This is a genomic window from Bacteroides sp. HMSC067B03, from assembly GCF_001811315.1.
In the GTDB taxonomy this organism is placed as follows: domain Bacteria; phylum Bacteroidota; class Bacteroidia; order Bacteroidales; family Bacteroidaceae; genus Bacteroides; species Bacteroides faecis.
This window is the reverse complement of record NZ_KV804509.1, coordinates 76,345-102,374: the sequence shown is the minus strand read 5'-3', so window position 1 is coordinate 102,374 and position 26,030 is coordinate 76,345. Positions and strand designations below refer to the sequence as shown.

At 45.7% G+C, this 26,030-nt stretch carries 25 protein-coding genes; 3 read left to right on the top strand and 22 right to left on the bottom strand.

The features are described 5' to 3' along the window. Positions 1-146 precede the first annotated feature (146 nt). Complete coding sequence (dnaG, locus tag HMPREF2794_RS26830) at positions 147-2,315, top strand: DNA primase (RefSeq protein ID WP_022301368.1); 2,169 nt, start codon at positions 147-149, stop codon at positions 2,313-2,315. Positions 2,316-2,428: 113 nt separating this feature from the next. On the opposite strand, the gene folE is transcribed toward dnaG, so the two are convergent. The 14 genes from folE to HMPREF2794_RS26760 all read right to left on the bottom strand — a co-directional run bounded on the left by folE (position 2,429) and on the right by HMPREF2794_RS26760 (position 14,061). Further along, entirely contained in the window at positions 2,429-3,019 is a 591-nt protein-coding gene (gene folE, locus HMPREF2794_RS26825; RefSeq protein WP_008760851.1) for a GTP cyclohydrolase I FolE, read from the bottom strand. A gap of 7 nt (positions 3,020-3,026) precedes the next feature. Next, positions 3,027-3,476, bottom strand: coding sequence for an SPOR domain-containing protein (locus HMPREF2794_RS26820; RefSeq protein ID WP_008760850.1), 450 nt, complete (start codon positions 3,474-3,476; stop codon positions 3,027-3,029). Positions 3,477-3,581: 105 nt separating this feature from the next. Continuing rightward, positions 3,582-4,340: a triose-phosphate isomerase gene (gene tpiA / locus HMPREF2794_RS26815; protein WP_010536549.1), complete on the bottom strand. Its 759-nt coding sequence runs from the start codon at positions 4,338-4,340 to the stop codon at positions 3,582-3,584. A 28-nt stretch (positions 4,341-4,368) separates the two neighbouring features. Beyond that, positions 4,369-5,685, bottom strand: a complete 1,317-nt coding sequence (locus HMPREF2794_RS26810; RefSeq protein ID WP_022301369.1) for a BT_3928 family protein — start codon at positions 5,683-5,685, stop codon at positions 4,369-4,371. After that, a complete protein-coding gene (locus HMPREF2794_RS26805; RefSeq protein ID WP_010536547.1) occupies positions 5,675-6,217 on the bottom strand; it encodes a DUF1599 domain-containing protein in 543 nt (180 codons plus the stop codon). The genes HMPREF2794_RS26810 and HMPREF2794_RS26805 overlap by 11 nt, the downstream gene beginning before the upstream one ends. 108 nt (positions 6,218-6,325) lie before the next feature. After that, positions 6,326-7,198 carry a peptidoglycan DD-metalloendopeptidase family protein gene (locus tag HMPREF2794_RS26800; protein WP_010536546.1) on the bottom strand — a complete coding sequence of 291 codons (873 nt, stop codon included), beginning with the start codon at positions 7,196-7,198 and terminating at the stop codon, positions 6,326-6,328. A gap of 18 nt (positions 7,199-7,216) precedes the next feature. Continuing rightward, on the bottom strand, positions 7,217-7,681 hold the full coding sequence (gene ndk, locus HMPREF2794_RS26795; protein WP_008760845.1) for a nucleoside-diphosphate kinase: 465 nt from the start codon (positions 7,679-7,681) through the stop codon (positions 7,217-7,219). 223 nt (positions 7,682-7,904) lie between these two features. Continuing rightward, on the bottom strand, positions 7,905-10,001 hold the full coding sequence (gene recG, locus HMPREF2794_RS26790; protein WP_070753178.1) for an ATP-dependent DNA helicase RecG: 2,097 nt from the start codon (positions 9,999-10,001) through the stop codon (positions 7,905-7,907). Continuing rightward, a complete protein-coding gene (locus HMPREF2794_RS26785; RefSeq protein ID WP_070753176.1) occupies positions 10,002-10,661 on the bottom strand; it encodes a 2-C-methyl-D-erythritol 4-phosphate cytidylyltransferase in 660 nt (219 codons plus the stop codon). It lies immediately after the preceding gene. 7 nt (positions 10,662-10,668) lie between these two features. Next, positions 10,669-11,220 carry a DJ-1 family glyoxalase III gene (locus HMPREF2794_RS26780; RefSeq protein WP_010536543.1) on the bottom strand — a complete coding sequence of 184 codons (552 nt, stop codon included), beginning with the start codon at positions 11,218-11,220 and terminating at the stop codon, positions 10,669-10,671. A 25-nt stretch (positions 11,221-11,245) separates the two neighbouring features. Next, positions 11,246-12,124 carry a TonB family protein gene (locus HMPREF2794_RS26775; RefSeq protein WP_008760841.1) on the bottom strand — a complete coding sequence of 293 codons (879 nt, stop codon included), beginning with the start codon at positions 12,122-12,124 and terminating at the stop codon, positions 11,246-11,248. Between the two features lie 42 nt (positions 12,125-12,166). Beyond that, the gene (locus tag HMPREF2794_RS26770; protein ID WP_055268523.1) at positions 12,167-12,583 is read right to left on the bottom strand and encodes an ExbD/TolR family protein; all 417 of its coding nucleotides are present in this window, start codon (positions 12,581-12,583) and stop codon (positions 12,167-12,169) included. A 45-nt stretch (positions 12,584-12,628) separates the two neighbouring features. Beyond that, complete coding sequence (locus HMPREF2794_RS26765; protein WP_010536542.1) at positions 12,629-13,348, bottom strand: MotA/TolQ/ExbB proton channel family protein; 720 nt, start codon at positions 13,346-13,348, stop codon at positions 12,629-12,631. After that, positions 13,348-14,061: a pyridoxine 5'-phosphate synthase gene (locus HMPREF2794_RS26760; protein WP_008760838.1), complete on the bottom strand. Its 714-nt coding sequence runs from the start codon at positions 14,059-14,061 to the stop codon at positions 13,348-13,350. The genes HMPREF2794_RS26765 and HMPREF2794_RS26760 overlap by 1 nt, the downstream gene beginning before the upstream one ends. A gap of 112 nt (positions 14,062-14,173) precedes the next feature. On the opposite strand from HMPREF2794_RS26760, the gene HMPREF2794_RS26755 reads away from it, so the two are divergent. Next, entirely contained in the window at positions 14,174-15,082 is a 909-nt protein-coding gene (locus HMPREF2794_RS26755) for an NAD kinase (RefSeq protein WP_070753174.1), read from the top strand. 308 nt (positions 15,083-15,390) lie between these two features. Here the strand turns inward: HMPREF2794_RS26755 and HMPREF2794_RS26750 are convergent, their stop codons facing one another. The 5 genes from HMPREF2794_RS26750 to HMPREF2794_RS26730 all read right to left on the bottom strand — a co-directional run bounded on the left by HMPREF2794_RS26750 (position 15,391) and on the right by HMPREF2794_RS26730 (position 20,339). Then, positions 15,391-15,582: a hypothetical protein gene (locus tag HMPREF2794_RS26750; RefSeq protein WP_008760836.1), complete on the bottom strand. Its 192-nt coding sequence runs from the start codon at positions 15,580-15,582 to the stop codon at positions 15,391-15,393. A gap of 553 nt (positions 15,583-16,135) precedes the next feature. Further along, positions 16,136-17,086: a tyrosine-type DNA invertase cluster 3b gene (locus tag HMPREF2794_RS26745; RefSeq protein ID WP_008760835.1), complete on the bottom strand. Its 951-nt coding sequence runs from the start codon at positions 17,084-17,086 to the stop codon at positions 16,136-16,138. A gap of 782 nt (positions 17,087-17,868) precedes the next feature. Beyond that, a complete protein-coding gene (locus tag HMPREF2794_RS26740; RefSeq protein WP_070753172.1) occupies positions 17,869-18,771 on the bottom strand; it encodes a hypothetical protein in 903 nt (300 codons plus the stop codon). An 11-nt stretch (positions 18,772-18,782) separates the two neighbouring features. After that, positions 18,783-19,358 (bottom strand): DUF5034 domain-containing protein, encoded by a 576-nt coding sequence (locus tag HMPREF2794_RS26735; protein ID WP_008760832.1) that lies wholly within the window; start codon positions 19,356-19,358, stop codon positions 18,783-18,785. A 108-nt stretch (positions 19,359-19,466) separates the two neighbouring features. Beyond that, positions 19,467-20,339 carry a hypothetical protein gene (locus HMPREF2794_RS26730; protein WP_008764168.1) on the bottom strand — a complete coding sequence of 291 codons (873 nt, stop codon included), beginning with the start codon at positions 20,337-20,339 and terminating at the stop codon, positions 19,467-19,469. 183 nt (positions 20,340-20,522) lie between these two features. Here HMPREF2794_RS26730 and mdh point away from each other — a divergent pair, with 183 nt between their 5' ends. Further along, positions 20,523-21,464: a malate dehydrogenase gene (mdh, locus tag HMPREF2794_RS26725; protein ID WP_008760830.1), complete on the top strand. Its 942-nt coding sequence runs from the start codon at positions 20,523-20,525 to the stop codon at positions 21,462-21,464. Positions 21,465-21,551: 87 nt separating this feature from the next. On the opposite strand, the gene HMPREF2794_RS26720 is transcribed toward mdh, so the two are convergent. From HMPREF2794_RS26720 to HMPREF2794_RS26710, 3 genes are read right to left on the bottom strand one after another with little or no spacing between them, the layout of a single operon-like run. Continuing rightward, on the bottom strand, positions 21,552-22,682 hold the full coding sequence (locus HMPREF2794_RS26720; protein WP_010536536.1) for a vWA domain-containing protein: 1,131 nt from the start codon (positions 22,680-22,682) through the stop codon (positions 21,552-21,554). Between the two features lie 10 nt (positions 22,683-22,692). Then, positions 22,693-24,921: a DUF5682 family protein gene (locus tag HMPREF2794_RS26715; RefSeq protein WP_070753170.1), complete on the bottom strand. Its 2,229-nt coding sequence runs from the start codon at positions 24,919-24,921 to the stop codon at positions 22,693-22,695. A 14-nt stretch (positions 24,922-24,935) separates the two neighbouring features. Further along, complete coding sequence (locus HMPREF2794_RS26710) at positions 24,936-26,015, bottom strand: ATP-binding protein (RefSeq protein ID WP_008760828.1); 1,080 nt, start codon at positions 26,013-26,015, stop codon at positions 24,936-24,938. Positions 26,016-26,030 lie beyond the last annotated feature (15 nt).

Below are 26,030 nucleotides of genomic sequence, written 5' to 3'. Positions count from 1 at the left end.
AAGAAACAAACTGAAAACAACCGGGGTTTCGGATCGATCCCGCATTAGATAAGATTTAACGATCCCCTGCAAAAAAGTTCTTTGCAGGGGATTTTTTTATATGTACCTTTGTATCCGCAAAAACGGAATGACAGGAGAAAAGAAGAATGATAGATCAAACCACCATAGACCGTATTTTAGATGCCGCACAGATTGTAGATGTAGTATCTGAGTTTGTCACGCTGCGCAAACGCGGAGTGAATTATGTAGGTCTGTGCCCGTTCCACAACGAAAAGACTCCGTCATTCAGTGTCTCTCCAGCCAAAGGACTTTGTAAATGTTTCAGCTGCGGCAAAGGTGGAAACTCAGTCCACTTCATCATGGAGCACGAACAGATGTCGTATTACGAGGCACTGAAATATCTTGCCAAGAAATACAACATCGAAATCAAAGAACGGGAACTGACCAATGAAGAGAAACAAGCGCAGACAACGCGTGAAAGTATGTTCATTGTCAATAACTTCGCCCGTGATTACTTCCAGAATATCTTAAAGAATCATGTAGACGGTCGCAGCATCGGTTTGGCTTATTTCCGCCAGCGTGGATTCCGTGATGACATCATCGAAAAATTCCAGTTAGGCTACTGTACGGAAAGCCACGATGCCATGTCACAAGAAGCATTGCGCAAAGGCTACAAAAAAGAGTTCCTTGTAAAAACAGGCATCTGCTACGAGACGGACGACCATCGTCTTCGTGACCGCTTCTGGGGACGTGTGATTTTCCCTGTTCATACGCTCTCGGGGAAAGTGGTCGCATTCGGCGGACGTGTATTAAGTACTGCCACCAAAGGGGTGAAAGTAAAATACGTCAACTCTCCCGAATCGGAAATCTACCACAAGAGTAACGAGCTATACGGAATCTATTTTGCCAAACAGGCTATTGTCAAGCAAGACAGATGTTTCCTGGTCGAGGGATACACGGACGTTATCTCTATGCACCAATCGGGCATAGAAAACGTAGTCGCCTCTTCGGGAACCGCACTGACTCCGGGGCAGATTCGTCTGATTCATCGTTTCACCAACAACATTACCGTACTCTATGACGGTGACGTAGCAGGCATCAAAGCCTCTATCCGAGGGATTGACATGCTGCTGGAAGAAGGCATGAATATCAAAGTATGTCTGTTGCCGGACGGAGACGACCCGGACTCTTTTGCCCGCAAACATAATTCGGAGGAGTTTCAGACATTCATCCGTGAACACGAAAAAGACTTTATCCGCTTCAAGACGGATCTTCTGATGGAAGATGCGGGTAAAGATCCGATCAAACGAGCGGAACTGATATCTAATATCGTACGAAGTATTTCCGTCATACCGGAAGCCATTATACGAGATGTCTACATCAAGGAATGTAGTCAGCACCTGCGCATCGAAGAAAAGTTACTGGTAGCGGAAGTGGCCAAGTTAAGAGAGGCGCAAGCCGAAAAAGCGAACCGCCCCAGCTACAACAATACAACTTCAACCGCCAACAGCAGTTCCGAGGCTTCTAATGTATCCGATACTCCGGGTTATCCCGGCGGTTCAGGTCCTTACGGTACCGGAATGCCACCGGAACCCGTTTATGATGATCAAGGTAATATCGTATCCTTTGCAGATCCGATGCCTGCCGCTTCAGAAGGCGTAACAGGATTTCCTCCCGGAGAGGTTTCTCCTTCCACTAATACAGCTGTTTCCAGCGATTCTTATACCTCTTTTATTCCGCAGGAAGGAAAAGAGGGCCAGGAGTTTTACAAGTTCGAGCGACTGATCTTACAAGCAGTGGTCCGTTATGGTGAAAAGATCATGTGCAACCTTACTGACGAGGAAGGAAATGAAGTTCCGGTAACCGTTATCGAATACGTGATTAATGACCTGAAAGAAGATGATTTAGCTTTCCATAATCCGTTACACCGGCAGATTCTGACAGAAGCCGCTACGCATATACACGATGCCGGATTCATCGCAGAACGCTACTTTCTGGCACATCCCGACCAGACCATCAGCAGATTGAGCGTGGATCTGATCAATGTACGTTACCAGCTAAGTAAATATCACTCGAAATCACAGAAACTCGTAACAGACGAAGAGCGTCTCTACGAACTCGTCCCGATGCTGATGATCAATTTCAAATATGCGATCGTTACGGAAGAGTTAAAGCACATGCTTTATGCACTGCAAGATCCGGCATTAGCCCATGACAATGAGAAATGTAATTCGCTGATGCAACGTTACAATGAATTGCGGGAAGTACAAAGTCTAATGGCGAAACGCCTGGGCGACCGTGTTGTATTACGCTAAATTCCTCATCGGTGCCGCTCCCCCTCCTCATCGGTGCCGAAGCACTCCTTCCCCGGTGCCGGAGACAGCCCTCATCGGTGGGGAACTACATCGTCCACATTTTGTAAAGCGTATTACACCCTGCCGTGCTGAATCAGATTCATAAACTCTTCACGAGTCTTGGCCTGATTGAAAGCTCCTGTAAAGTCTGAAGTAGTAGTAATAGAATTCTGTTTTTCCACGCCGCGCATCTGCATACACATATGCTTTGCCTCCACTACCACCATCACTCCCAATGGGTTCAGTGTTTCCTGGATGCAATCTTTGATTTGCAGCGTCATGCGTTCCTGCACTTGCAGGCGATGGGAAAAGATATCGACTACCCGGGCAATCTTGCTCAATCCCGTGATGTAGCCGTTAGGGATATATGCCACGTGTGCTTTTCCGTAGAACGGCAACATGTGGTGTTCGCAGAGAGAGAAGAAATCGATGTCTTTCACTATCACCATCTGACTGTATTCTTCCTGAAACTTAGCCGAACGCAACACTTCATGAGGGTCCATGTGATAACCTTTCGTCAGACTCAGCATAGCCTTCGCAACACGTTCGGGAGTCTTCAGCAAGCCTTCCCTTCCGGCATCTTCACCCAACAAAGTTATAATACTGTGATAATGACTTTTCAACTCCTCCAGATTCGGAGAGACAATTTCTTCTTTTTCTAACATGATACAATTATAAAGGAATATTGATCTGGTCTTTGACGATAGAGACCTCTTTGAATACACCGGTTGCCTTGAGTTTACGCATCATCGCGTCCGCCTCTTCAATGCTCCGGAAATCACCCACACGACAGAGCCAGCGGGGAGGATTGAACGAAGTGTAAATCGTCAGTTCGGGGAAATACTCTTTGATGCGGGAAGCTACACGATAAGCATCATTCTTTGCCTCACGGGTATTATTGCCGGCATACGCCTGTATTCTGAATCCGGCTGCCTTCAACACTTTCTGTTCGCCCATAGAAGGACGTTCCACGCCTATCAATGCCTCTATCTTAGGGTCTTGATGAATCGTCACCTTTCCCTGTCCCGGCACTGTACGCTCCAGACTCTTGATGATGTTCTGCGCCTGTGCACCAACAGCGGTAAAAGCCAGCATCCATAAAAGTAAACCTAGTTTTCTCATTCGATAAAAGTTTAATTTCAGGCACGGATTACACGGATTTCACGGTTAGCTGCGCACAGTCTTTAAATCCGTGTCATCCGTGTCATCCGTGCCTAAAAATTATAATTATGCATTGAACGCATCGATGATACCCTTGAAGTCAGAAACTTTCAGAGCAGCACCACCAATCAGTCCACCGTCTACGTCGGGGTTAGAGAACAGTTCTTTCGCATTAGAAGGCTTGCAGCTACCACCGTAAAGGATAGAAGTGTTGTCAGCGATTTCCTTGCCATATTTGTCAGCTACGATTGAACGGATGAAAGCGTGGATTTCCTGAGCTTGTTCAGGAGTAGCAGTTTTACCTGTACCGATAGCCCAAACCGGTTCGTAAGCAAGGATGATCTTAGAGAAGTCTTCAGCAGACAGAGAGAATACAGATTCCATCTGAGCAGCTACTACTTCGTTCTGCTTGTTAGCTTCGCGTTCTTCCAGCACTTCACCGATACAGAAGATCGGAGTCAGACCGTTAGCCAAAGCCAATTTTACTTTTTCTTCAAGGATAGCAACAGTTTCACCATAGTAAGCACGGCGTTCTGAGTGACCCAGGATTACATATTTTGCACCTGTAGAAGCTACCATTTCAGCAGAAACTTCACCGGTATATGCACCGGATGCTTTGTCTGCACAGTTTTCCGCACCTACACCGATCTTAGCTGCATCTACCAACGGAGTTACAGAAGCGAGGTGAATAAACGGAGTACAGATGATTACATCACAGTTAGGCTTTTCGTTAGCCAATGCTTCGTTCAGTTCTTTTGCCAAAGCGATACCCTCTTGAAGGGTTTTGTTCATTTTCCAGTTTCCTGCAACAATGTTCTTTCTCATTTTGTTCTTTATTTAAAGGGTTAATAAATTACTGTTCTTTCATTTCCTGTTGCTGTTTCCGCTTTTCCCGCTTCCGTTCGCGGCGGCGGATAATCAGGATATCCACTCCCAGCACCAGTACCAACGGAATCACAAACCACAAGAATACATACCCGATCGTATGTATATCACTTCGAACCTTCTGCTGACCAAGCTGAATATTTTCCAGTTTGTCAGTCAGGACGTATTCATCAGGAATGTCTTCATCACTCCATTTGTTCAGAATCGTACCATTCTTTATCAGCATCAGTCCCGGATTAGAGCGGATCATCGTCTTCAATGTGATGTCGTCCATCTGGCAGAAAGGATATTCCGCACCGGTCTTATCCTTCCACAACTCTATCTGCTCTTCCGGTGAGGAAGTAAGACAGTAGAATTTATAGCCATGCTCTACCGAATAATCATATATTTCATTAATCAAGTCGATGTTACTATCGTCCGCTTCTTCGATACGATGCGCCACCAGCAGGAAAGTATACCCCATATCCGTCAGCACATCCTCGGTGATATCATCGCCCGTACTCAGCTCCATCATGGAGAAATCGTGAATCGAAGGCTCGTATCCTTTTTCTTTCAGAACGGTACGGGTATCGACAAAGGTCCACGTACTATCCGGATAATTCTCCAGCGTAAACTCCTTCTTTTCGCCATTCTTTTCCAGAATAAAGACACTCTCATATACACTCGGCTTCGCACCGTCGGGGATACTCATGCCCTGCATGATATTCTGTCCGATCTTGTAAGGACGAAAATCGAGGACCGGCAGACGATCCAGACAGTAGAACGACAATGTGAATACAAAGAATATCGTGTACAGAGAAATCAGCCATTCCATCTTCAGAGTCACGAATCTGACCAGCATTTTCCTCCATTGGAATACAGCGATTGCTGCAATCAGCAGTACTATATTCTTGGCGAATGTCTCCCAGTTAGTCAACACCCATGCGTCACCGAAACAACCACAGTCTGACACCGGATCGAAAATCGCCAGATACAACGTCAGCGGTGTCATGAAAATCATCAGCATCAATGCCAATGTGGTGGAAAGTGTTCTCTTGATGCCGAAAAACAGGAAGATACCAATTGAGAATTCAGCAGCGGATAATAGGATACCTCCCAATAACGGGAAGAAAGAAGGGAACCAGGAAGTCATTCCGAAAGCAGCCAGATAGTCCTGTATCTTATACTGAAAACCCAGCGGGTCAACAGCTTTCACAAAGCCGGAAAAGATAAACGAGGCTGCTAAGAGAAAACGACAAACGTTCGCTCCTATCTTCTGGATGATATGTAAGTTCTTATCCTTCAAATTCTATCTTGATCAATCCGAAAACAGAATAATTAATCATATCCATATAGTTGGCGTCGATACCTTCCGAAACCAACGTATTTCCCGCCAGACTTTCAATCTGCTTGGTACGGTATATCTTCATCAGAATCAAGTCTGTGTAGGAACTCACACGCATGCTGCGCCAAGCTTCATCATAGTCGTGATTTTTGGCAAGCATCAACTCCAGTGCTTCCTTCGCATACTTATCGTACAAAGACATCGCCTCTTCATTGCTGATATCGGCAGATTCGGCATAACCCAGTTCCAGCTGAATCAGTCCGACAATACCATAATTGACAATCGCAATAAATTCCGAACGGATTCCTTCGTCAACCAGAGTCACCCCTTTGGTTTCGATACTGCGAATCCTGTTAGCTTTGATAAAAATCTGGTCAGTAACCGAAGCCGGACGCAGGATACGCCACGCAGGCCCGTAATCGTGCAGCTTCTTGGAAAATAAGTCACGGCACAATGCGATGACATGTTCAAATTGTTGCTTGGTATCTTTCATCTTATTCCAAATAGTGCGCAAAGGTAACAATAATTAAGTAAAAACAGAAAGAGGGCACTCTAAATTATATTAAAGTGCCCTCTTCTAAAGCTATCTTGTATTACATCTTTATGAACAGCGTAAAACTTGTCCGATACGCAATGTAGTCGTCGGCTTGATACGGTTCAGCTTACACAGTGTGCTGACTGATACTCCACGTACTTTAGCGATACGTGACAATGTATCTCCACTCTTCACTTTATGGTAACGGATTGTTCCGTCAGCTACCTGAGTGTCATGAGAACCGGCACTACGCACCCCTTTCGTTTTGCGGAAAGTATAAGTATCGGCTACGATATCCTGTTTCGGGAAGTCGAACATATAAATCGGGTTGATTGCAATTCCCAGGAAGCGGGTTTCGAAATGAAGATGAGAACCGGTTGAACGTCCGGTGTTACCACCCAGACCGATCACTTCGCCGGCTTTTACCAATTGATTTTCTTCAACGAGTTGTTTGGACAAGTGTCCGTATATGGTTTCCAATCCATTGTCATGACGTATCACCACATATTTTCCATATCCTCTGCGTTCATATTTCACGATACGCACTTTACCATCGAAAGCAGCAACAATCGTATCACCGATATTAACTTTCAAGTCGAGGCCGTTGTGCATTCTTCTCCAACGGGGTCCGAAAGGTGAAGTAATCTTCGTACTCGGAGTCGGCATATGGAAACCTGTCAAGTCGATGGTGTAAGTATCCGGAATAATGGCATTTCCATAAGAATGCGCATACTGGTTGTTCCAGTTCGGATAAAGACTTAAGGCGGGATATTCCGACTGTTCGGCACGGATCTGTTTCTGCAGTGCCAAAGAGTCTACGGTTTTTAATTTCTTGTCTATCGGAGCTTGGCGGGCAATCAGGTCTTGAGAGAAAGAGCTCAGGCTGACCATAGCTGCTACAGCTACCAATCCTGTTTTAATAATGCAATTGAAATTCATTCGTTCTTGTCAATTCAATTAATACTCGTCATTCGCATACAGGTAATCAAAAGTCGCCTGTTTGTAGTCGAATATTTCTTCAGGTTTAAAAAATCTCGTTAATTCGATAGCCGCAGTTTCCGGAGAATCGGAAGTATGAACGATGTTTTCTTGAAAACTCATACTATAATCCCCACGAATGGTTCCCGGCGCAGCCAGACGTCCATTAGTTGGTCCCGCCAACGTACGGACTGCTTGAATAGCATCCACACCCTCATAACAACAAACAATGACAGGAGTTGCCATCATCGAATCTTTCACGCGCTGAAAGAAAGGCTTGCTGCTCAGGTGGGCATAATGTTCGCTTAATAATTCATCCGTCAGTTGCATCATTTTCATGCCGGCCAACCGTAGTCCTTTACGTTCAAAGAGATGAGTAATCTCACCAACCAATCCCCGTTGAAGGGTACACGGCTTCAAAATAACCAGCGTTTTTTCGATCATGATGTGTGACTTTCAAAAGATTAAACTATACACTTACTATAAAAAATTCCCCCAAAGATAGTATTTTCCGACGAAAGGGCAAGTAAGTCATTAACTATTTTTCAGAAGTACAGAGATGAAAAGGACAGAATAAGCGACGTTAAAGCCCTATAAATAGGAGGGATAAGAATGAAATATGTTTTGCAACACATTTCCGCAAATAAACTGCATGTTTAACCGTTTTTCAACTTATAGCCGCCCAGTTAACATTCGTTTTCCGAAGAGATTTCAGTTGCCGCCACAGGATTTCGTTCTCCGGATGCTGAGCTGACGGGTCGTTATCTACGATCTCTTCGGCTATCGAACGGACATATTGCAACAGCTGACCGTCACGGGCGATGTCCGCAATCTTCAGATCGAAGGCAATGCCGCTTTGCTGCGTACCCTCCAGATCACCGGGACCTCGCAGTTTCAAATCCGCTTCCGCTATTTCAAAGCCGTCATTGGTGCGCACCATTATTTCCAGCCGTTTCCGCGTGTCTTCAGTCAGTTTGTAGTTCGTCACAAGGATACAATAAGACTGTTCAGCACCACGTCCCACCCGGCCACGCAACTGATGGAGTTGTGAAAGTCCGAAACGTTCGGCATTCTCAATAATCATTACAGAAGCATTGGGTACATTCACTCCGACTTCGATAACGGTGGTGGCAACCATAATCTGAGCTTCCCCGGAAATAAAAAGCTGCATCTGCTCATCTTTCTCCGCAGACTTCATCTTGCCGTGAACTTTGGCAACGGTGCAGCCGGGAAATTCTTCCAGAATATGCTGATAGCCTTCCTCCAGATTCTTGAGGTCGATTTTCTCGCTTTCCTTTATTAAAGGATAAACGATGTACACCTGACGCCCTTCTTCTATTTGTTTGCGTACCGAGCGATACATACTTTCCCTGCGGTTATCAAACTGATGGATGGTCGTTATCGGTTTTCGGCCCGGCGGCAGTTCATCAATGACAGAAACATCCAGATCACCATATAACGTCATGGCCAATGTACGCGGAATAGGCGTGGCGGTCATCACCAGCACATGTGGCGGCTGCACATTCTTTGTCCAAAGACGGGCACGCTGTGCCACACCGAAACGGTGTTGTTCGTCAATAACCACCAGTCCCAAGGAAGAGAAGTTCACCGTGTCTTCAATGACCGCGTGCGTACCTATCAGGATCTTCACGTCTCCCGTCAGCAGTCCGGACAGAATCGCCTCCCGCTTCTTTCCTTTGACAGACCCGGTCAGCAGTTCGACACGGATATCCATACCGAAAAGCAATTCCCTGATTGTTTCGTAATGCTGATTGGCCAGAATTTCGGTGGGAGCCATCATACATGCCTGAAAACCGTTATCCAAAGCAAGCAGCATACTCATCAATGCCACCAGCGTTTTACCGCTGCCGACATCTCCTTGAAGCAGGCGATTCATCTGCCTGCCGCTTCCCACATCATTCCTGATTTCTTTCAGTACCCGTTTCTGAGCACCGGTCAACTGAAAAGGAAGATTCTGCGAATAAAATGTATTGAAAATATCCCCCACCCGTTCAAAGATGTATCCGCGATATCTTCTTTGCCGGTCTTTCGCATAGCGGAGAATATTCAACTGCACATAAAACAGTTCTTCGAATTTCAGACGATACTGAGCTCTGCGCAGCAAATCGGGATTGGTAGGGAAATGAATATTCCGTAGTGCTTCTGTCAGAGGCATCAGATGATGGTCCGACAAAATCTTGGGAGAAAGCGTTTCCGGCAACGGTTCCTGTATCTGCTGGATCACCGTAGCCATCATCTTCTCAATCGCATGCGAATTGAGAAAACTCCGTTTCATTTTCTCCGTCGTATTATAATAAGGTTGCAGGCCGACGGAAGATAGTTTCAGATCATCCGACTTGTCTATATCGGGATGCGCTACATTGATACGACCGTTAAAAACGGTAGGCTTACCGAAAATGATATATTCTTCGTGAAGTTTGTACTTACCTAATATATACTTGATGCCTTGAAACCACACAAGGTCGACGACTCCCGTACCGTCTGAGAAATGAGCAGTCAGGCGTCGCTGCCGTCCTTCTCCTATCGTCTCGAAGCCGAGAATTTCTCCTTTCAACTGGATATACGGCATGTTGCCATCTATTTCGTGAATGTAATAGATGCGGCTCCGGTCAACATATTTATAAGGGAAATAATAAATCAGATCGTACAACGAGTAGATTTCCAATTCCTTGTTCAATACAGCGGCCTTCTGAGGTCCTACACCGGAGATAAATTTTATGTCGCGTGTGGTTAAATCGAACATTTACAAGAGAGCACTCCCGACTTTCAGGTCAAAGGGAGTTGTTATTTTTATGTTTTCGCGATTTCCTTCCGCAAGATGTACGGGGATACCCATCGCTTCGACCACCGAAGCGTCATCTGTAAAGAACGGAGTAAATTCCTGCGCATAAGCTTGTTTCAGCAAATCCACTTCAAAAACCTGAGGAGTCTGCACTAACTTATATTCAGTACGGCTCACCGTCTCGCTTCCGGCATCCGTCAGATGACGCAGTGTTTCTACCACATCTACTACCGGAATTACCGCCCTATACTGTTCCGCCAGCTTGTAACACCGGCGAATCACTTCAAGGGTTACAAACGGACGAACTCCGTCGTGCACTCCTACCAGACCGGGAGCCTCCACGAGTGCCAGCCCATTCTTCACCGAATGAAAGCGGGTCTCGCCACCATCCGCAATGAGGTGTTCCACCGAAAAATGATGTTCTTCGCAAAGCTGTTTCCAAAAGTCCTGCTGTTCGCGGGGAAGTACCAGAATAATCTGAAGCATCGCATCGTACTTGCGGAATGCTTCCAGCGTATGCATCAACACAGGTTTGCCACCGACAGGAAGAAATTGTTTGGGAAGATCACTTCCCATTCGCAAGCCCTTTCCACCGGCGACAATAATCACAGATTGTTTCATAGACAGCTTAGCGTTTTACGCACATCGCTTCTACCAGTTCGTCTACTTTTTCTTTGCCTACCAGCATATCTACGATAGCCAAAGCAAACTCCATAGCAGCCCCCGGTCCCATACCTGTAATAATGCTTCCGTCACGAACTACGGGTTCACTGACACATTCCGCACCTTCCAGATATTGTTCGAAGCCGGGATAGCAAGTTGCTTTCTTTCCTTTCAGCAAACCTAATTTGCCCAATACCATCGGAGCCGCACAGATCGCTGCGATCGGTTTTCCTTTGGCAGCAAAGTCAAGAAGCAGTTTTCGCAGTCCTTCATGTTTGTCGAGCGTAGCTGCCCCCGGCATTCCTCCCGGCAACAACAGCAGATCGGCATCAAAAAAATCGCAGTTCTCAAAGTTTATATCACAGAGCAATGACACATCGTGAGCGCCCATTACAATTTCATCCGGAGTGACAGATACAATTTGCACATTCAGTCCGGCACGTCTCAAAGTGTCGACAGCAGTAAAGGCTTCTATTTCTTCAAAGCCATCTGCAAAAAAAGCATATACAGTTCCCATAATCCTATATTTTTGATTAGTGATACTATCTCAGGTTAAAATAATAAGTGATGGTTCCAGTCTGGTTGTTCGGTCCTTCCACGGTGTTGAAGCGAGCCTTCTTCGCCGCGTCTTCCGCTGCCTTCCGCAGGGTGGAGTTCACGGTGTTCGTTTGAGGATTGATACTGGTTCCAATGACTACTCCCGCCGGATTGACGGTGATATTGACTACCACACGTCCTTCTTCGGGCACATTATAGGCAGGCTTTGGCAGACTGCCCGTACCTAAAGAACGTCCGCCGAGGTCAAATGTTCCGTAACCTCCGGTTCCGGTCTTCGCTCCGGTGGATGAATTACCGTCCTTGCTGCCCTCCGTTCCCGTGCCGCTGGCGGAAGTACCTTTGCTGCCTCCCATCTGCGCTCCCTTTCCGAAAGCGTTGGCAACCTTTTTCTTCGCAGCTTCTTCGGCGGCTTTCCGTTCACGTTCCGCTTTTTCTTCGGCAAGACGTTTCGCTTCGGCAGCTTTCTCTGCCTCCGTCTTTTCGGGTTTCTTCACCGGTTCTTTGGGCTTCACTACCTCTTTGGGTTTCACGGTCTCCTTTTTAGGTTCCGTTTTCGGTTTCAGCACTACCGTTTCTTCTTCGGTCTGTGTCAGCAGATCCTGTTCCGAGGGCAGTTCCGGCTGCGTTTCCGCGGGTGCAGGTGCTTCCGGTTCTTCGGGCAGTATATCCACGTCCACCAGCGAAGGGTCGTCAAAGCCTCGGGCAGACTCCACATTTCCCAGCATCACAGGTACGCCGCCTGCGTCTTCATCCGGCTGGGGAACCGTAAAGCTCACCAGAATCAAAAGAGCTATCACTGCCACGTGTACCAACAGTGCACCCAGCGCGCCGACGAATTCACCCTTTTTTCTTCTGTCGTCCATAATTGTTTCTTTTTTTTAGTAGTTAAGTAGCAACTACTTACTTTATTTGTTTTCCGGCGGGCGTGTAGCCAGCACCATTTTAAAATGATTCTCATTCGCAATGTTCAGCACCCGCACGATTTCACGGTAAGGCACCGACTCATCTGCATACAATGCCACATACATCTCCGGTTCTTTCTCCGCGCAACTTTGCAGGAACGGAGTCAGTTCGTCCAACGACAGCGGCTTTTCCTTCTCATTGCCGAAAGCAGCGTAGAAGTTCAGGTCTTTATCGATCACGACTCTTGTCAGCGGTTTGGCCGAAGTCTGCTGTTTGCCTTGCGGCAACAACACCTTTATGGCATTGGGCGACACCACCGTAGAGGTAATCATAAAGAATATCAGCAGCAGGAAGATGACGTCCGTCATGGATGCCATACTGAAATTGGGCGATACTCTATTTCTTCTTTTTAATCCCACTTTATTATTGATTAGTGGTTAATGATAGTGATTAACGTCTCAGGGTTACTTTTGGGCAGGCTCGTTCAAGAGATCCATAAATTCCATCGTACGAGCTTCCATTTTGTTTACTACACGGTCTACCAGCATCACCAGGTAGTTGTAAGCAAACATGGCAATGATACCCACGATCAGACCGCCTACGGTGGTGATCATAGCTTCGTAGATACCGCCGGAAAGCAGTGTGATATCAATATTTCCGCTTCCCGCATTCGCCATTTCGTAGAATGCGCGTACCATACCGGTCACCGTACCGAGGAATCCGAGCATCGGAGCACCACCGGAAATGGTTGCCATCACCGTCAGTCCTTTTTCCAGTTTGGCCACTTCGATGTTACCGACATTTTCAATGGCAACCTGCACATCGTTGATAGGACGCCCCAGACGGCTGATTCCTTTTTCTATCATGCGTGCCGAAGGAGTGTTCATCGTGCGGCAATACTGGATGGCCGCTTTGATTTCACCGCTATGGATATAGTCCTTGATCCGTTCCATGAACATCGGGTCTTCTTTTCCCGCTTTACGGATCATATAGTTACGTTCAAATAAGATGTAGAAACAGACTACAGACAGTACACCCAGTACAATCATAATCCAACCACCCTTGACAGCCATATCAAGCATATTCATCTCGGGAGCGCTGACCGGAGTCAGCACCGGGTTGGCAGTTGCCAGCGAGTCGGCCATATTCATGGCACCCTGGGCCAATAACATCAATACATTCATTAGCGTAGACAGTTTTTATATTCCTGAATAGTACGTTCCAGTCCCAGATACAATGCGTCGCTGATCAAGGCATGACCTATGGATACTTCGTCCACCCAAGGAATGTTTTTATAGAAATAGTTTAAATTCACAAGACTCAAGTCGTGTCCGGCGTTCAAGCCGATACCCAGTTTGCGGGCTGTTTTGGCTGCTTCCACAAATGGGGCAACAGCCGCTTCCGGATTCTTCGGATATGCCGTAGCATAGGGTTCCGTATAAAGTTCCACACGGTCGGCACCTGCTTTTGCCGCATATTCCACCATCTCCGGATCGGCGGCAACAAAGACGGAAGTACGGATGCCTGCGCTGTTGAACTGATCGAGAACTTCCGACAGAAATTCCAGATTTGCTTTTGTATCCCAACCGGAGTTGGAAGTAATCTGCGAAGGATCGTCAGGAACCAGCGTCACCTGATGAGGTTTCACTTTCAATACCAGGTCTATAAACTCCGGCGACGGGTAGCCCTCGATATTGAATTCAGTCCGCAACAACGGACGCAGATCATATACATCTGCCCGGCGGATGTGGCGTTCGTCGGGACGGGGATGAACAGTAATACCGTCAGCCCCGAAAGCTTCACAATCAAGTGCTACCTTCACCACATTGGGGGTATCCCCTCCGCGTGCATTTCTCAATGTAGCAACCTTGTTTATGTTTACACTTAATTTAGTCATAGTTTTACGCAATATTTGCCGCAAAAATACAAATATTATTATTAGTTGCCTAATAATACGAAACGCATTCTCAGTTCTTTTTTGGTTATTTAAAGTAGAAATCCAAGAAAAAATGCCAATTTTGCAACCGAAACTAATGAAACAGCTTATGAAATTTGCCATTTTCGGAAATACGTATCAGCCTAAAAAGTTTTTGCATGCACTCAGACTGTTCGAGCTTCTCAAGAAGCAGGGAGCGGAAATCTGTATGTGCCGGGAGTTTTACCAGTTCCTGACGGCAGATTTAAAAATGGAAGTGCCTGTCGACGCCCTGCTCGAAGGCAACGACTTCACAGCCGATATGGTTATCAGCATCGGAGGTGACGGCACATTTCTGAAAGCTGCCCGCCGGGTGGGTAGAAAACAAATCCCCATTCTAGGCATCAACACAGGGCGGCTGGGATTTCTTGCCGATGTTTCACCCGAAGAGATGGAGGTGACTTTCGAAGAGATTCAGGCAGGCAGATACAGTGTGGAGGAACGAAGTGTGTTGCAGCTTATCTGCAATGACAGAAATCTCCAGGAATCGCCTTATGCCCTCAACGAAATTGCGGTGCTCAAGCGGGACAGTTCTTCCATGATCAGCATCCGCACTGCGATCAACGGTGCTTATCTGAATACTTATCAGGCAGACGGACTGGTGATTGCCACTCCTACCGGCTCTACTGCGTATTCATTAAGCGTAGGCGGCCCGATCATCGTTCCTCATTCCAATACGATCGCCATTACCCCGGTAGCTCCGCACAGCCTCAACGTCCGTCCTATCGTCATTCGTGACGACTGGGAAATCACGCTGGACGTAGAAAGCCGCAGCCATAACTTCCTCGTTGCCATCGACGGCAGCAGCGAAACGTGCAAGGAGACAACTCAACTGACCATTCGCCGGGCAGACTACAGTATAAAAGTAGTGAAACGGTTCAATCATATTTTCTTCGATACCCTCCGCAGCAAGATGATGTGGGGAGCGGACGGAAGGCGCTGATCTTCCGACCGGACCTTCGTAACTATCTGATTCCGGACTTTCGGACATAAAAAAGTACATCCTTCCTCACCAGGACAGAATGTACTTAAACAAAAACAAACAATTATATAAAACGGACATCCAAGAGACTCCGTTTATATAAGCAATAAGCATGTTGTGGGAAACATACACATGCTATAAAGGGTTTATCCCCGTTCGGGTACTTCACAGTAACCTTTTTAGAAAAACATCTCACCCCATATTTTATAATAGTTCATATTTCTTTCGGACACATAATTAAATATGTCCAAGTATTTTTCAGTCAATTATCACCAAGGGTAAATATGCGAAATAACTCCCTGCCGCTGTAACGCTTCCAATATCTGCATGTCTTTGAGCGACCTGCACCTGCCTCCATGTCCTAAATAATACACCCGCCACGGAGTGGAACCATATCGACGGGCTATCCGAACATACACTTTTCTCCTTCTGGAGAACCAGACTTTCCATAAACTTTCCATTTCTTCTTTTACTTTTAAATAAGTAAACTAAAAACCCTTTTTAAGACATTGCCCACATCGAAGCAATGTTCATTCTCTTTATTTTGTCACTGTGTGTGTGTGTACCTTTACAAGCATATATCCCAATGGATAAATTCAGAACCAAAGTAAATAGAAGGCATGCAAAATGAGCTTGTTGTTTGAATTGCGTGTCACAATTTACTACTTACATTTATCTATTACTTCTTAGGTAACGGAAGTCCATTACCGGACTTTACACATAGGGGAAAAGAAGCGAAAAAGGCAGCGGCCTTTGCGAGAAGCACTGTATAAAAGGGTTATGAAGGAGATTTTGTCGGATGACAAACAATAAGGGTTCGGAACATGAAGTCAGTGGTATTCGTGTTCTCATAGTGTTATTTTATTTTCTTAAGTCAGAGAAATAAAATAATGTATAATAAGTTTGGGATATGAGATTCTTTTTATATATCTTTGCGTCGTATTTATTTCCGTTACCTAAGAAGTAATAGACATGATAACACACTAATAGCCAGCACTCTGATTATATTCTATTCTAATTATTGCAGTTTTCAACGTAAAAACAATTCAACCGATTTGCTTCTGTTCTCTTTTCCAGTTCAAAACCTTTCAGGTAGATTTGAGTCGTCTTAATAGATTTGTGTCCCAATGATTCACTGATCATTTCAATAGGTATACCCTGGTATTTGGCATTCGTTGCCCAAGAATGACGGATGGTATATGAGGTGACAGCCGACTTTAAGTGAAGTTCCCTTGAAAGACTTTTCAGCTGATTATTGAACCGACGAAGCGCCGACTGGTATTCTTTATACATGCTTTCACCTTTGGGGCTTTTATTCCCTCTCAGAATACTGAATAAATAATTCGTTCCATCTTCCCGAACAGGGTCATTATTGCGAAGTTTACTGATCGTGGGCAGAGATGACTCCAGCACCTCAAGACTAACAGAAGTGCCTGTCTTGATACGGTTATATCTCAATACCCCTTGTGCCAATGCCGACTTTTCCAAATGCGCAAAATCCGCAAAAGGCATTCCGCAGAACTGGAACATCAGTCGGGCAATCTCCTGAGTACGCCGCAAGTGCTTAGACTGGGGTGTTTTATAAAGAAGTGTATGCAGTTCCTTTACAGGTATTGCCTTTTTCTGCCGGACATCCACACCGGTATATACATCACGAAACAATCGGGGGATAAAACGGGCGATACCAGCTTCCACACCACGATTGTAAATACAGCGCAGCATTCGCATATAGGTAGAGATCGTATTGAGTTTCAGTTTGCAATCGTACAGGTATTGTCCGTAACGTCGCAAAGACTCGCGAGTGATCTGCTCGAATGCAATATACGTACTGCCATGAAATCTCGTAAATGAAAGAACCGCATTCTTATACACATGTGCCGTAGAATAGCGCCCTTCTTCCTGCAAACTCCGGATATACGCTTTGGCACATCCGGTAAATCCAATTTTAGCTCTTTTCTGTTTCATAATCTTGTTATTTTTATTTGGTTACTTAGGGAATATAACACAATCAGCCACTTGTTTTGTTGTTAAGGCACCTAAAAAGCTCTTAAACGATTATCAATCTGATAAATCCTATCATAATAGATGTATCAACCGGCTTCTCTCTCTATGTATTGTTTATCCAATTACTGCTGTCACCCATCACAAAAACACAAATAACACACTCATAGTCAAGGCTTAACGCTGTGACGGCAACAGGTGACGGCACGGTGATGACAACTATTGCCGTCACACGCACATCGACTACACTGAACTCGCTACTATTGACTTTTGACATCATACACTCTAGTATAACTAGTTTCCATACGCTGGAACCAATGTTTTCAAGCGTCCGAAACTTTGGTTTCAAGGCTTTGAAACTTTAGTTTCAAGCCGATGAAACTTTAGTTCCAAGCTGAAGAAACAAAAGTTTCAAACGGGAGAAACTAAAAAGCTCTATATAGAACTACAAACAGACCATAAGGAACCATTGAAAACAAGGCAGTGTGACAGCAAAATTTGCCGTCACACTGCCGTCACCTACTGCCGTCACCTCATTAATCACTCATATTCAAGATATTATACCCAACAAAGTGACAGATGACAGCAATTTATAGTTTTTATTTTTATAGAGAGACTAGCTGACACGTAAGTATATCATAAGAATGTTAATCCAATTGTTGTGAATGGCAGAGTTTTTTCTTTTTCAAACTTTGTATAAAGGCTAAATTCTATTCGCTCATCATTGCAAAGAAATGATTAAATGGCTACTTATTTCCCGGAAACAACCCGTATGTTTTCCGTTTCTGTTCCATTAGCTGCCTGGTTCTTTCTCTATGCGGTGATTTTCTATTAGTCTTTCTTCCCAGATAAAAAGGGAATCCGAATCCGACACTTACATTCAGATCACGGGCGAATGTAGAACTTTTATAGACTCCTCTCTCCACCTTTTCTCCCGTATAAAAGTCTGTTACATATTTACGATAAGTAAATCTCCCCAATGGCTGTATATAATTGACATTCAACAGTAAAAAACAATTTCGACTGAGCTTATAGTTGGCGGTAATACCTGCCGAAAGAATAAAAGCATCGATACTCTCACTACCATAGTTACTTTCATCATCCCCTCTATACTCTATCTTATATAATTCATTTCCTCCTTTTTTCTTTAGTTCCGCACAAACACGCTGATAGGAAATGCTATTCACACCAATCCCCAAACGAGGATAAAAAGCCCAATGGGAATTTTCAAAGCGATAAGCAACACCAAAATCCAGACAGGGATTAACGTCCGGTTTTTGCGTTCCCGGTATGAGATTATTCACATAGTAATCCGCTTCGACTGCATGGACTAATTCAGTATAACAATCCCGCCTATATTTCACGGGAATCCCCAAACGGATATTCGTATACCATCCCCATTTACGCGAAAAGAAATGTTGCAAACGAAGGTTGATAGCAGGAAACACAGATTTCCGGTCCGACATTGCAGTGTACATATTTCCCTTCCCCCGATAAGCCAGGTCAAAACAGGTTCCCACATCCAAGTCTAACTGTAGCAACTTATTCTTGGTAGATGGATCTTTAAGAAACAGGCTTTCCTGCGCCTGCGATACAGGCACAACACATGCAGTAAACAATAGCATGGCTAATAAATGTATTTTCTTCATAGACAGCAGATTTAATAGAAAGTAACCGGATCGCTCAGCCGTTCAACCGTTTCACCGCTTTCCATTGTCAGCACTACACGAAAACGGAACTCTCCGCCTGATTGGGGAATGGTCAATAACGCCTTATATATCTTGTTTACTTCATCTATCATGGATATAACCCCTCCATTAACAGTATAATCTGTCTGCTGATCTTTAACAAACGTCTTTGGATAGTCATAAAAGCAGGAAGTGACTTCTGCTCCTGCGGGAAATTCTTCATTAAAAGCTGTTTCCGTAAATATCTGAATCTTTTTGATGCCATCCGATAATACATGGCGAAGATAATGATCGGCGTCATAAGATTCCGGATCTTTTTCCCCCGCATCTGTCAGCAAACGAATCTCCATCATATAAGCTTCTTTGAGAACTTTGTTATCAAGAGCCTCCTTAGGTTTCTCACCTGCATTATCCCAATGATATAACTCCACTTCTTTCAAAGTACAGGAGATGTCTATCGGTTCAGCCAAATCCTGTTCATCGCAAGTCATGGCTGTCACCACCAGAAACAGTAATGATAGCAGTAGCTGAGTCAAGTGCTTTTTCATACGTATTATTCTATTAGTTTTCACAAAGTTAACCTTTTTCTAATAGAAAAATGCGCCAAAAAGCCTTTTACTGCTTATTGGCGCATTTTTTTCTTGAATTTATATCGGTTAGTCCAGCGTAAACTTCTGAGAGCCGATCAGATTTCCGCCCTCGAAGATATCCAAACGATAGTTTCCGGCATACAAAAACTCTTCCACATCCCAGAATACATTCACGTTCTGTTCCTCACCGTTGTATTCGATATACTTTTTGATGGAGTAAGTCAGTGTACGGTTTTCGTAAGAGAAAGTGTTGGATGCACTCTTGGTCAGTGCGTCATTATCCGGTTTGGTGATACGTATATAGATGGTACGTTCGCCATTCTCTGCCGTAATATTCTTCACGACTGTAAAGCTGATAGCCAGCTTCACGATGTCTTTCACTTTCTTTGCAACCTTCCCCCGTTTATTGCGCGGTTCGATACGGATATTGGTCACATCGAGCTGGGCAGCCAGTGTCACCTTCTTATCCAGATTCTCCTTCTCTTTGGAAAGTGTACTGATTTGCTGTGAAGCAGTGTTGTATTTCTGCGTAACGTCTGCAATCACCTGTTGTTGGCGTTTATTGATTCTGTCCAGTGAGTCTATCTGATTGACGTAGCCTACCAATATCTTACGCAAAGTGGCAAGCTCCTTTTTCAAACGACGGATTTCCGTTGCATTCGAGCTTTTCACGGTACGGAGTTCTTCGAGCAATCGTTGAGTTTTCAATTGTTCCTGCTCCAGCAACAGTGCGAGAGAGTCATTAGTTACCGTAAACTTTAACTCATCATACTTTTGCACAAACTGGCTATACTCATTCTCCAAATCTTCCTTATCCAACTGAAATTCCTGTACCAGCTCGCGATTGGCTTTCTTTTCAGTAAACAACAAATAAGTGATGCCGATAATCGCTATCACCAAAACAGCTACAGCTGCAATAAGAAGGCTTTTTTTGTTCATAGTTCCAATTGTTAATCGATAACGGGCACAAAAGTAATCATTTCGTAACAGAGTAACATAGTCTTGGGCATTTTCTTTAACGAAAATTATTACGGAAAAATTTCTTTAAATAGGATTATCGTTGTAATTTTGTCGCGCTAAAAAGCATGAAATAAATTATCAACTTTTTAAATATATAGTATTATGTCAAAAGTAACCGTAGTAGGCGCAGGTAACGTAGGTGCTACATGTGCAAATGTACTTGCTTTCAATGAAGTGGCAGACGAAGTAGTAATGCTGGACGTTAAAGAAGGCGTTTCAGAAGGTAAAGCAATGGATATGATGCAGACAGCTCAACTGTTGGGTTTCGACACAACTGTAGTAGGCTGCACTAACGACTATGCTCAGACTGCTAACTCTGACGTTGTTGTAATTACTTCAGGTATTCCTCGTAAACCGGGTATGACTCGCGAAGAACTGATCGGTGTAAACGCTGGTATCGTTAAATCAGTGGCAGAAAACATCTTGAAATATTCTCCCAATGCAATCCTTGTTGTTATCTCTAACCCGATGGATACAATGACTTACCTGTCATTGAAAGCTCTGGGCTTGCCGAAGAACCGCATCATCGGTATGGGTGGCGCACTGGACAGCTCTCGTTTCAAATATTTCTTGTCTCAGGCTTTGGGCTGCAACGCCAACGAAGTAGAAGGTATGGTTATCGGTGGTCACGGTGATACTACTATGATTCCTTTGACTCGCTTCGCTACTTACAAAGGTATGCCTGTAACTAACTTCATCTCTGAAGAAAAACTGAACGAAGTGGCTGCTGCTACTATGGTAGGTGGTGCTACTCTGACTAAGTTGCTGGGTACTTCTGCATGGTATGCACCGGGGGCAGCAGGAGCATTCGTAGTTGAATCTATCCTTCACGACCAAAAGAAGATGATCCCTTGTTCAGTATATCTGGAAGGAGAATACGGTGAATCAGACATTTGCATCGGTGTTCCTGTAATCCTTGGCAAGAACGGTATCGAAAAGATCGTTGAACTGGATCTGAACGCTGACGAAAAAGCTAAGTTCGCTGCCAGCGCAAAAGCTGTTCACGGAACAAACGCTGCTTTGAAAGAAGTAGGTGCTCTGTAATTAGCAATCCCCTTACATTTATATAAGCTAAGAAAGGCTGTCCTCCACTATGAGGGACAGCCTTCTTTCTTTTCTATCCAATAGCTGTCATTCACTCTTTACATTCTGAGAAACCCACATTCCAATGTCCTGTTTACTCAAAGCAGCCGCCATAAGGTCCGGAAACTTATCCGGAGTACAGGCAAATGTCGGCACTCCTATGGAAGCGAGAAACTCAGCATGCCCCTTGTCGTAGGACGGAGCACCGTCATCGTTCAACGCCGGAAGAACAATCAACTGCACACCGCTATTGACCAACGAGACAAATTTCTTTCTCATTTCTCTGGAGTCTCCTCCTTCGTAAAGGTCAGTCACCAACACCATCACCGTGTCCTGCGGACGGGTAATGACTCCCTGACAATAAGTCAGCGCACGGGCTATATCGGTTCCTCCCCCAAGCTGTACCCCGAAAAGCAGATCCACGGGATCTTGCAAATCATCCGTCAGATCAACGACTGCCGTATCAAAAACCACCATACGGGTAGATACCGCCGGAATGGATGCCAACACAGAACCGAATATGCCGGAATAAATGACCGACGTCCCCATAGAACCGCTTTGATCCAGACACAGGATAATGTCTTTCATCGCTTTCCGCTTACGCCCGTAGCCAATACGGATTTCGGGAATAATCGTCTTATAGTCCGGTTGGTAGTTTTTCAGGTTCTTGGTAATGGTCGTTTTCCAGTCTATTTCATTGTAACGCGGGTTCCTGCGACGGCTGGAACGGTTCAAAGCACCGGTTACCGCTTGTTGCGTAGGAGCCGACAGTTTGCGAAGCAACTCCTCAACCACCTTGCGGACTACCTGGCGTGCCATCTCCTTATTCTTTTCGGGAATCACCCGGCTTAATGACATCAGAGTAGCAACCAGATGAACATCGGGAACGACCGTTTCCAGCATTTCTTTTTCGGTAAGCAGACTGGTCAGATTCAGACGTTTTATAGCATCCCGCTGAATCACTTGTACCACTGTCTGCGGAAAGAACTCACGGATATCTCCAAGCCATCGGCTTACTTTGGGAGCCGAGGAACCCAGCCCCCCTCTTCTGTCACTATCATATACAGCTTCCAGAGAATGGTCTATCCGCTGTTCTTCCAGATTCAATGTCACGCCTGTACCGTCAGCCTCATCGCCGCCCAGTATCAGACGCCACCTTTTCAGTAATTCTTCTTCCATCTTCTTTCCTTTACTTTGTTTCCAGTCCCAATAATTGACGAATCACGGGGATTACCTTCTTTGCTTCTTCCCGATTCAGACACTCATTCTCCGTTACCGAAGCTCCTACGGCAGATGATGTGCCCGTAGAATCCGTACGACGGGCTTTCTCACCCAGCTTACGGCGTTCGGCAGAGGTAAATTCGCTGAAAGTACGCCTCAATACAGGCAACAGCTCCATAAATGTGTCTTTGTCCTGCGAACATACCCAGTTATTCACCAAATTCCAGAGACGGTCGTCCAGCAACAGGATCGAACCGGATGAACGCAAAAAGCCTTCGAACCAGTATGCCATATCTGCCGGAGCATTGCCTACAGAAGAATAAAAACTAAGTGTCGTCTCCATCTCCTCTGCGGAGATTTCCCCTTTGTCATTCAGCAGACGGGTAGCATAACCGGACAACAACGGATGCACATTGGCAGAAGAACGTACCTGACCGATGAAATTGCGCCACATCAGGTTCAGTTCTTCCCGATTCAGAATGGAGAGCGCATAGTCCGTGGCAACCAATTTATTCAGAAGATCACCGGCAGCCTCTTCATCGATATTGATACACACCAATACACCACCCGCAAGAATACGAGCAATCATGGCTTCGAGCATATCACCGACCTTCGAGAAATCAAGATCACGCACGTTTCCGTAACGGACGATATTCACCAGATCGGGGACCGCCTCCATCATTTCCAGAATATCGGTGGAAGCAGCCGAAAGACGGTCCAACTGTACGGTCATCGCTTCTACCAGCACCGGAAGATCGGCGGGGAGGACCGTACTCAACAAAGCTGTCAGTTCCGGGATATGCTGAATCTCCGCCATCTGTTTCAGCAGATATTTCTGCGTAGCTTCCATCAACGTGTTTCCCCAGATAGCCCGTTCAATGATTTGGATGATTTGTTCCGGTTTGTGATACAAGGTCCATTTTTCCTTGAAAGTACCTTTCCCGTCTATCCGTCCGAGGATAGTCCAGTCGATGCCCAGCAGTTGCAGGCGATGGAAGAAGATACTTCGCTCCAGATCATTCGGCTTGCGGAGGTCTAATATCAGTTCTTTGATCTCGGCGGTGAACGGAACACGCAGACGTTTTTGTATTTTCTCCACGTCTACCAGCAGAGGTACTTTGGGAACGTCATCAGGTACACTTCCCAAACGGTTGCTGATGATCAGTTCTTCTTTGATAATCTGCAACAAAATATCATCTCCGAAGCCCATCACCGTAGTGACGGCTTCGTTATATTCATTCAGAGAAGGATAAGGCAGATCTCTCAAAGCAGCCGTCACCTGTGCCAAACGGACGGTTTCAATAACATGGGCTACCGAGATATCCATATTCTTCTGCCGCAACAGAGAGGCGATCCGGCTCACCCAAAGCGTGCCATCATCCTCCGGATGATGCCAGAGATAATGATACCAGCCCGGAGATTCGATTCCCGCACCGTACCCGCTGCGGAAAGCAAGCCGGTCATACGTCCACGGAATCCATGTACATTCTACCTTTACTTTGGGAAGTCCCTTCAGTAGTTCATTATCGTCCTTTACTTTGGGCATATCGTCCAGTGCGGGTACATGCCATGCACCACAGACGACGACAATGCGTTCGAAATTCTCCTTCTGTGCCGCACGTATCATTTTACGCATCCACGCTTCACGTATCAGGTCACGCGGAGAGGTGTGCCCCGGAAGTTCTTCCCGAAGAGCAGTCACAGCCTCTTGTACCGCCTGAAAGATATCGGCAGGTTCTTGCCGGTGTTCAATCATAGTTTCCCACCAGGATTCACCATCAGTAAATCCTGCGGCATGAGCTAGCCAGTCGAACGGGTCGCCGGCTTCTGCGACTTCAGCGGTCGTTTCCGTCTCCTGTTCAGAGGTCTTTTGTGCCCGAAGAGCCAGCGAATAGACCAGAGGCAAGTCGAAAAAGCGGAAAGGTATCCGGTTCTGTACGGCATAACGCATCGCCTGCCACTCGGGCGAGAACTCCGCAAAAGGGTAGAACACTGCATTCTGAGGCTCGTCCGGCTGGTATGCCAGCAAAGCTACCGGAGGCGTCATCTGCGAATTTTCCACACAGGCCAGCAGCGCTTCGGCTTCTGCCGGACCTTCTACCAGAATCAGATCCGGTTGCAGTTCCTGCAAGTAGTTCAGCACATTGCGGCACGAGCCGGGACCGTGATGCCTGATGCCTAGTAAATGAATAGCCATTTCTTCCTTTCTTTTTAAATCATATCCCTTGAAGCACGGTAAATATCTTTCCAGCCGTCCCGATTCTTCACGACCGTTTCCATATATTCCTGCCAAACGACTTTATCCTGTACGGGGTCTTTGACCACTGCACCCAAAATACCGGATACGAGATCTTCGGCATGAATTTCTCCGTCACCGAAATAACCTGCCATCGCCAGTCCATTGTTTACCACCGAAATAGCCTCTGCCGTGCTAAGCGTTCCGCTCGGAGTCTTCAGTTTCGTCTTACCGTCGGCAGTGGCGCCCTGACGAAGTTCACGGAAGATAGTAACGACACGGCGAATCTCCTCCAAAGCAGGCTTTTCAGCCGGGAGCTGCATTACTTTCTCAAAGCTCTCTACCCGTCGGCGCACAATATCTATTTCTTCATCAATAGAATCCGGCAAGGGAAGAATGACCGTATTGAAACGGCGTTTCAAGGCGCTTGACAGATCATTGACTCCCTTATCCCGATTATTAGCAGTAGCGATGATATTGAAACCGCGGATTGCCTGTACTTCTGTATTCAGCTCCGGGATGGGCAATGTCTTTTCAGAAAGAATGGTGATCAGTGTATCCTGCACATCGGAACCGATGCGTGTCAGCTCCTCAATACGGCCTATCTTACCTTCCTGCATAGCTTTCATAACCGGAGTTTGCACCAATGCTCCCACACTCGGACCTTCCGCCAGCAAACGGGCATAGTTCCACCCATAACGGATCGCTTCTTCACCGGTGCCGGCCGTACCCTGCACTATCAAAGTGGAATCACCGGAAATAGCAGCGGCAATATGCTCGCTCACCCAGCTTTTCGCAGTTCCGGGCAGTCCGTAAAGCAGTAGCGCACGGTCGGTGACAAGGGTTGCCACAGCTATTTCCATCAGACGACGGTTACCTATATATTTAGGAGAAACTTCAAATCCGTTTTTCAATTTACCGCCCATCAGGTAGGTAACCACTGACTGCGGAGACATCTCCCAATTCTCCGGAACGGGATTTGTTTCATTCTGTTTCAATTCGTGAAGTTCTTCTGCAAATTGCTGTTCAGCATGTTGTCTTAATAAAGTGCTCATATCTTCTTTCTGTTT

Excerpts from the sequence above, each read along its gene's own strand:
- dnaG (WP_022301368.1), top strand. The coding sequence starts at position 147 with ATGATAGATCAAACCACCATAGACCGTATTTTAGATGCCGCACAGATT.
- folE (WP_008760851.1), bottom strand. The coding sequence starts at position 3,019 with ATGTTAGAAAAAGAAGAAATTGTCTCTCCGAATCTGGAGGAGTTGAAA.
- HMPREF2794_RS26820 (WP_008760850.1), bottom strand. The coding sequence starts at position 3,476 with ATGAGAAAACTAGGTTTACTTTTATGGATGCTGGCTTTTACCGCTGTT.
- tpiA (WP_010536549.1), bottom strand. The coding sequence starts at position 4,340 with ATGAGAAAGAACATTGTTGCAGGAAACTGGAAAATGAACAAAACCCTT.
- HMPREF2794_RS26805 (WP_010536547.1), bottom strand. The coding sequence starts at position 6,217 with ATGAAAGATACCAAGCAACAATTTGAACATGTCATCGCATTGTGCCGT.
- HMPREF2794_RS26800 (WP_010536546.1), bottom strand. The coding sequence starts at position 7,198 with ATGAATTTCAATTGCATTATTAAAACAGGATTGGTAGCTGTAGCAGCT.
- ndk (WP_008760845.1), bottom strand. The coding sequence starts at position 7,681 with ATGATCGAAAAAACGCTGGTTATTTTGAAGCCGTGTACCCTTCAACGG.
- recG (WP_070753178.1), bottom strand. The coding sequence starts at position 10,001 with ATGTTCGATTTAACCACACGCGACATAAAATTTATCTCCGGTGTAGGA.
- HMPREF2794_RS26785 (WP_070753176.1), bottom strand. The coding sequence starts at position 10,661 with ATGAAACAATCTGTGATTATTGTCGCCGGTGGAAAGGGCTTGCGAATG.
- HMPREF2794_RS26780 (WP_010536543.1), bottom strand. The coding sequence starts at position 11,220 with ATGGGAACTGTATATGCTTTTTTTGCAGATGGCTTTGAAGAAATAGAA.
- HMPREF2794_RS26775 (WP_008760841.1), bottom strand. The coding sequence starts at position 12,124 with ATGGACGACAGAAGAAAAAAGGGTGAATTCGTCGGCGCGCTGGGTGCA.
- HMPREF2794_RS26765 (WP_010536542.1), bottom strand. The coding sequence starts at position 13,348 with ATGAATGTATTGATGTTATTGGCCCAGGGTGCCATGAATATGGCCGAC.
- HMPREF2794_RS26760 (WP_008760838.1), bottom strand. The coding sequence starts at position 14,061 with ATGACTAAATTAAGTGTAAACATAAACAAGGTTGCTACATTGAGAAAT.
- HMPREF2794_RS26755 (WP_070753174.1), top strand. The coding sequence starts at position 14,174 with ATGCCAATTTTGCAACCGAAACTAATGAAACAGCTTATGAAATTTGCC.
- HMPREF2794_RS26750 (WP_008760836.1), bottom strand. The coding sequence starts at position 15,582 with ATGGAAAGTTTATGGAAAGTCTGGTTCTCCAGAAGGAGAAAAGTGTAT.
- HMPREF2794_RS26745 (WP_008760835.1), bottom strand. The coding sequence starts at position 17,086 with ATGAAACAGAAAAGAGCTAAAATTGGATTTACCGGATGTGCCAAAGCG.
- HMPREF2794_RS26740 (WP_070753172.1), bottom strand. The coding sequence starts at position 18,771 with ATGAAGAAAATACATTTATTAGCCATGCTATTGTTTACTGCATGTGTT.
- HMPREF2794_RS26735 (WP_008760832.1), bottom strand. The coding sequence starts at position 19,358 with ATGAAAAAGCACTTGACTCAGCTACTGCTATCATTACTGTTTCTGGTG.
- HMPREF2794_RS26730 (WP_008764168.1), bottom strand. The coding sequence starts at position 20,339 with ATGAACAAAAAAAGCCTTCTTATTGCAGCTGTAGCTGTTTTGGTGATA.
- mdh (WP_008760830.1), top strand. The coding sequence starts at position 20,523 with ATGTCAAAAGTAACCGTAGTAGGCGCAGGTAACGTAGGTGCTACATGT.
- HMPREF2794_RS26720 (WP_010536536.1), bottom strand. The coding sequence starts at position 22,682 with ATGGAAGAAGAATTACTGAAAAGGTGGCGTCTGATACTGGGCGGCGAT.
- HMPREF2794_RS26715 (WP_070753170.1), bottom strand. The coding sequence starts at position 24,921 with ATGGCTATTCATTTACTAGGCATCAGGCATCACGGTCCCGGCTCGTGC.
- HMPREF2794_RS26710 (WP_008760828.1), bottom strand. The coding sequence starts at position 26,015 with ATGAGCACTTTATTAAGACAACATGCTGAACAGCAATTTGCAGAAGAA.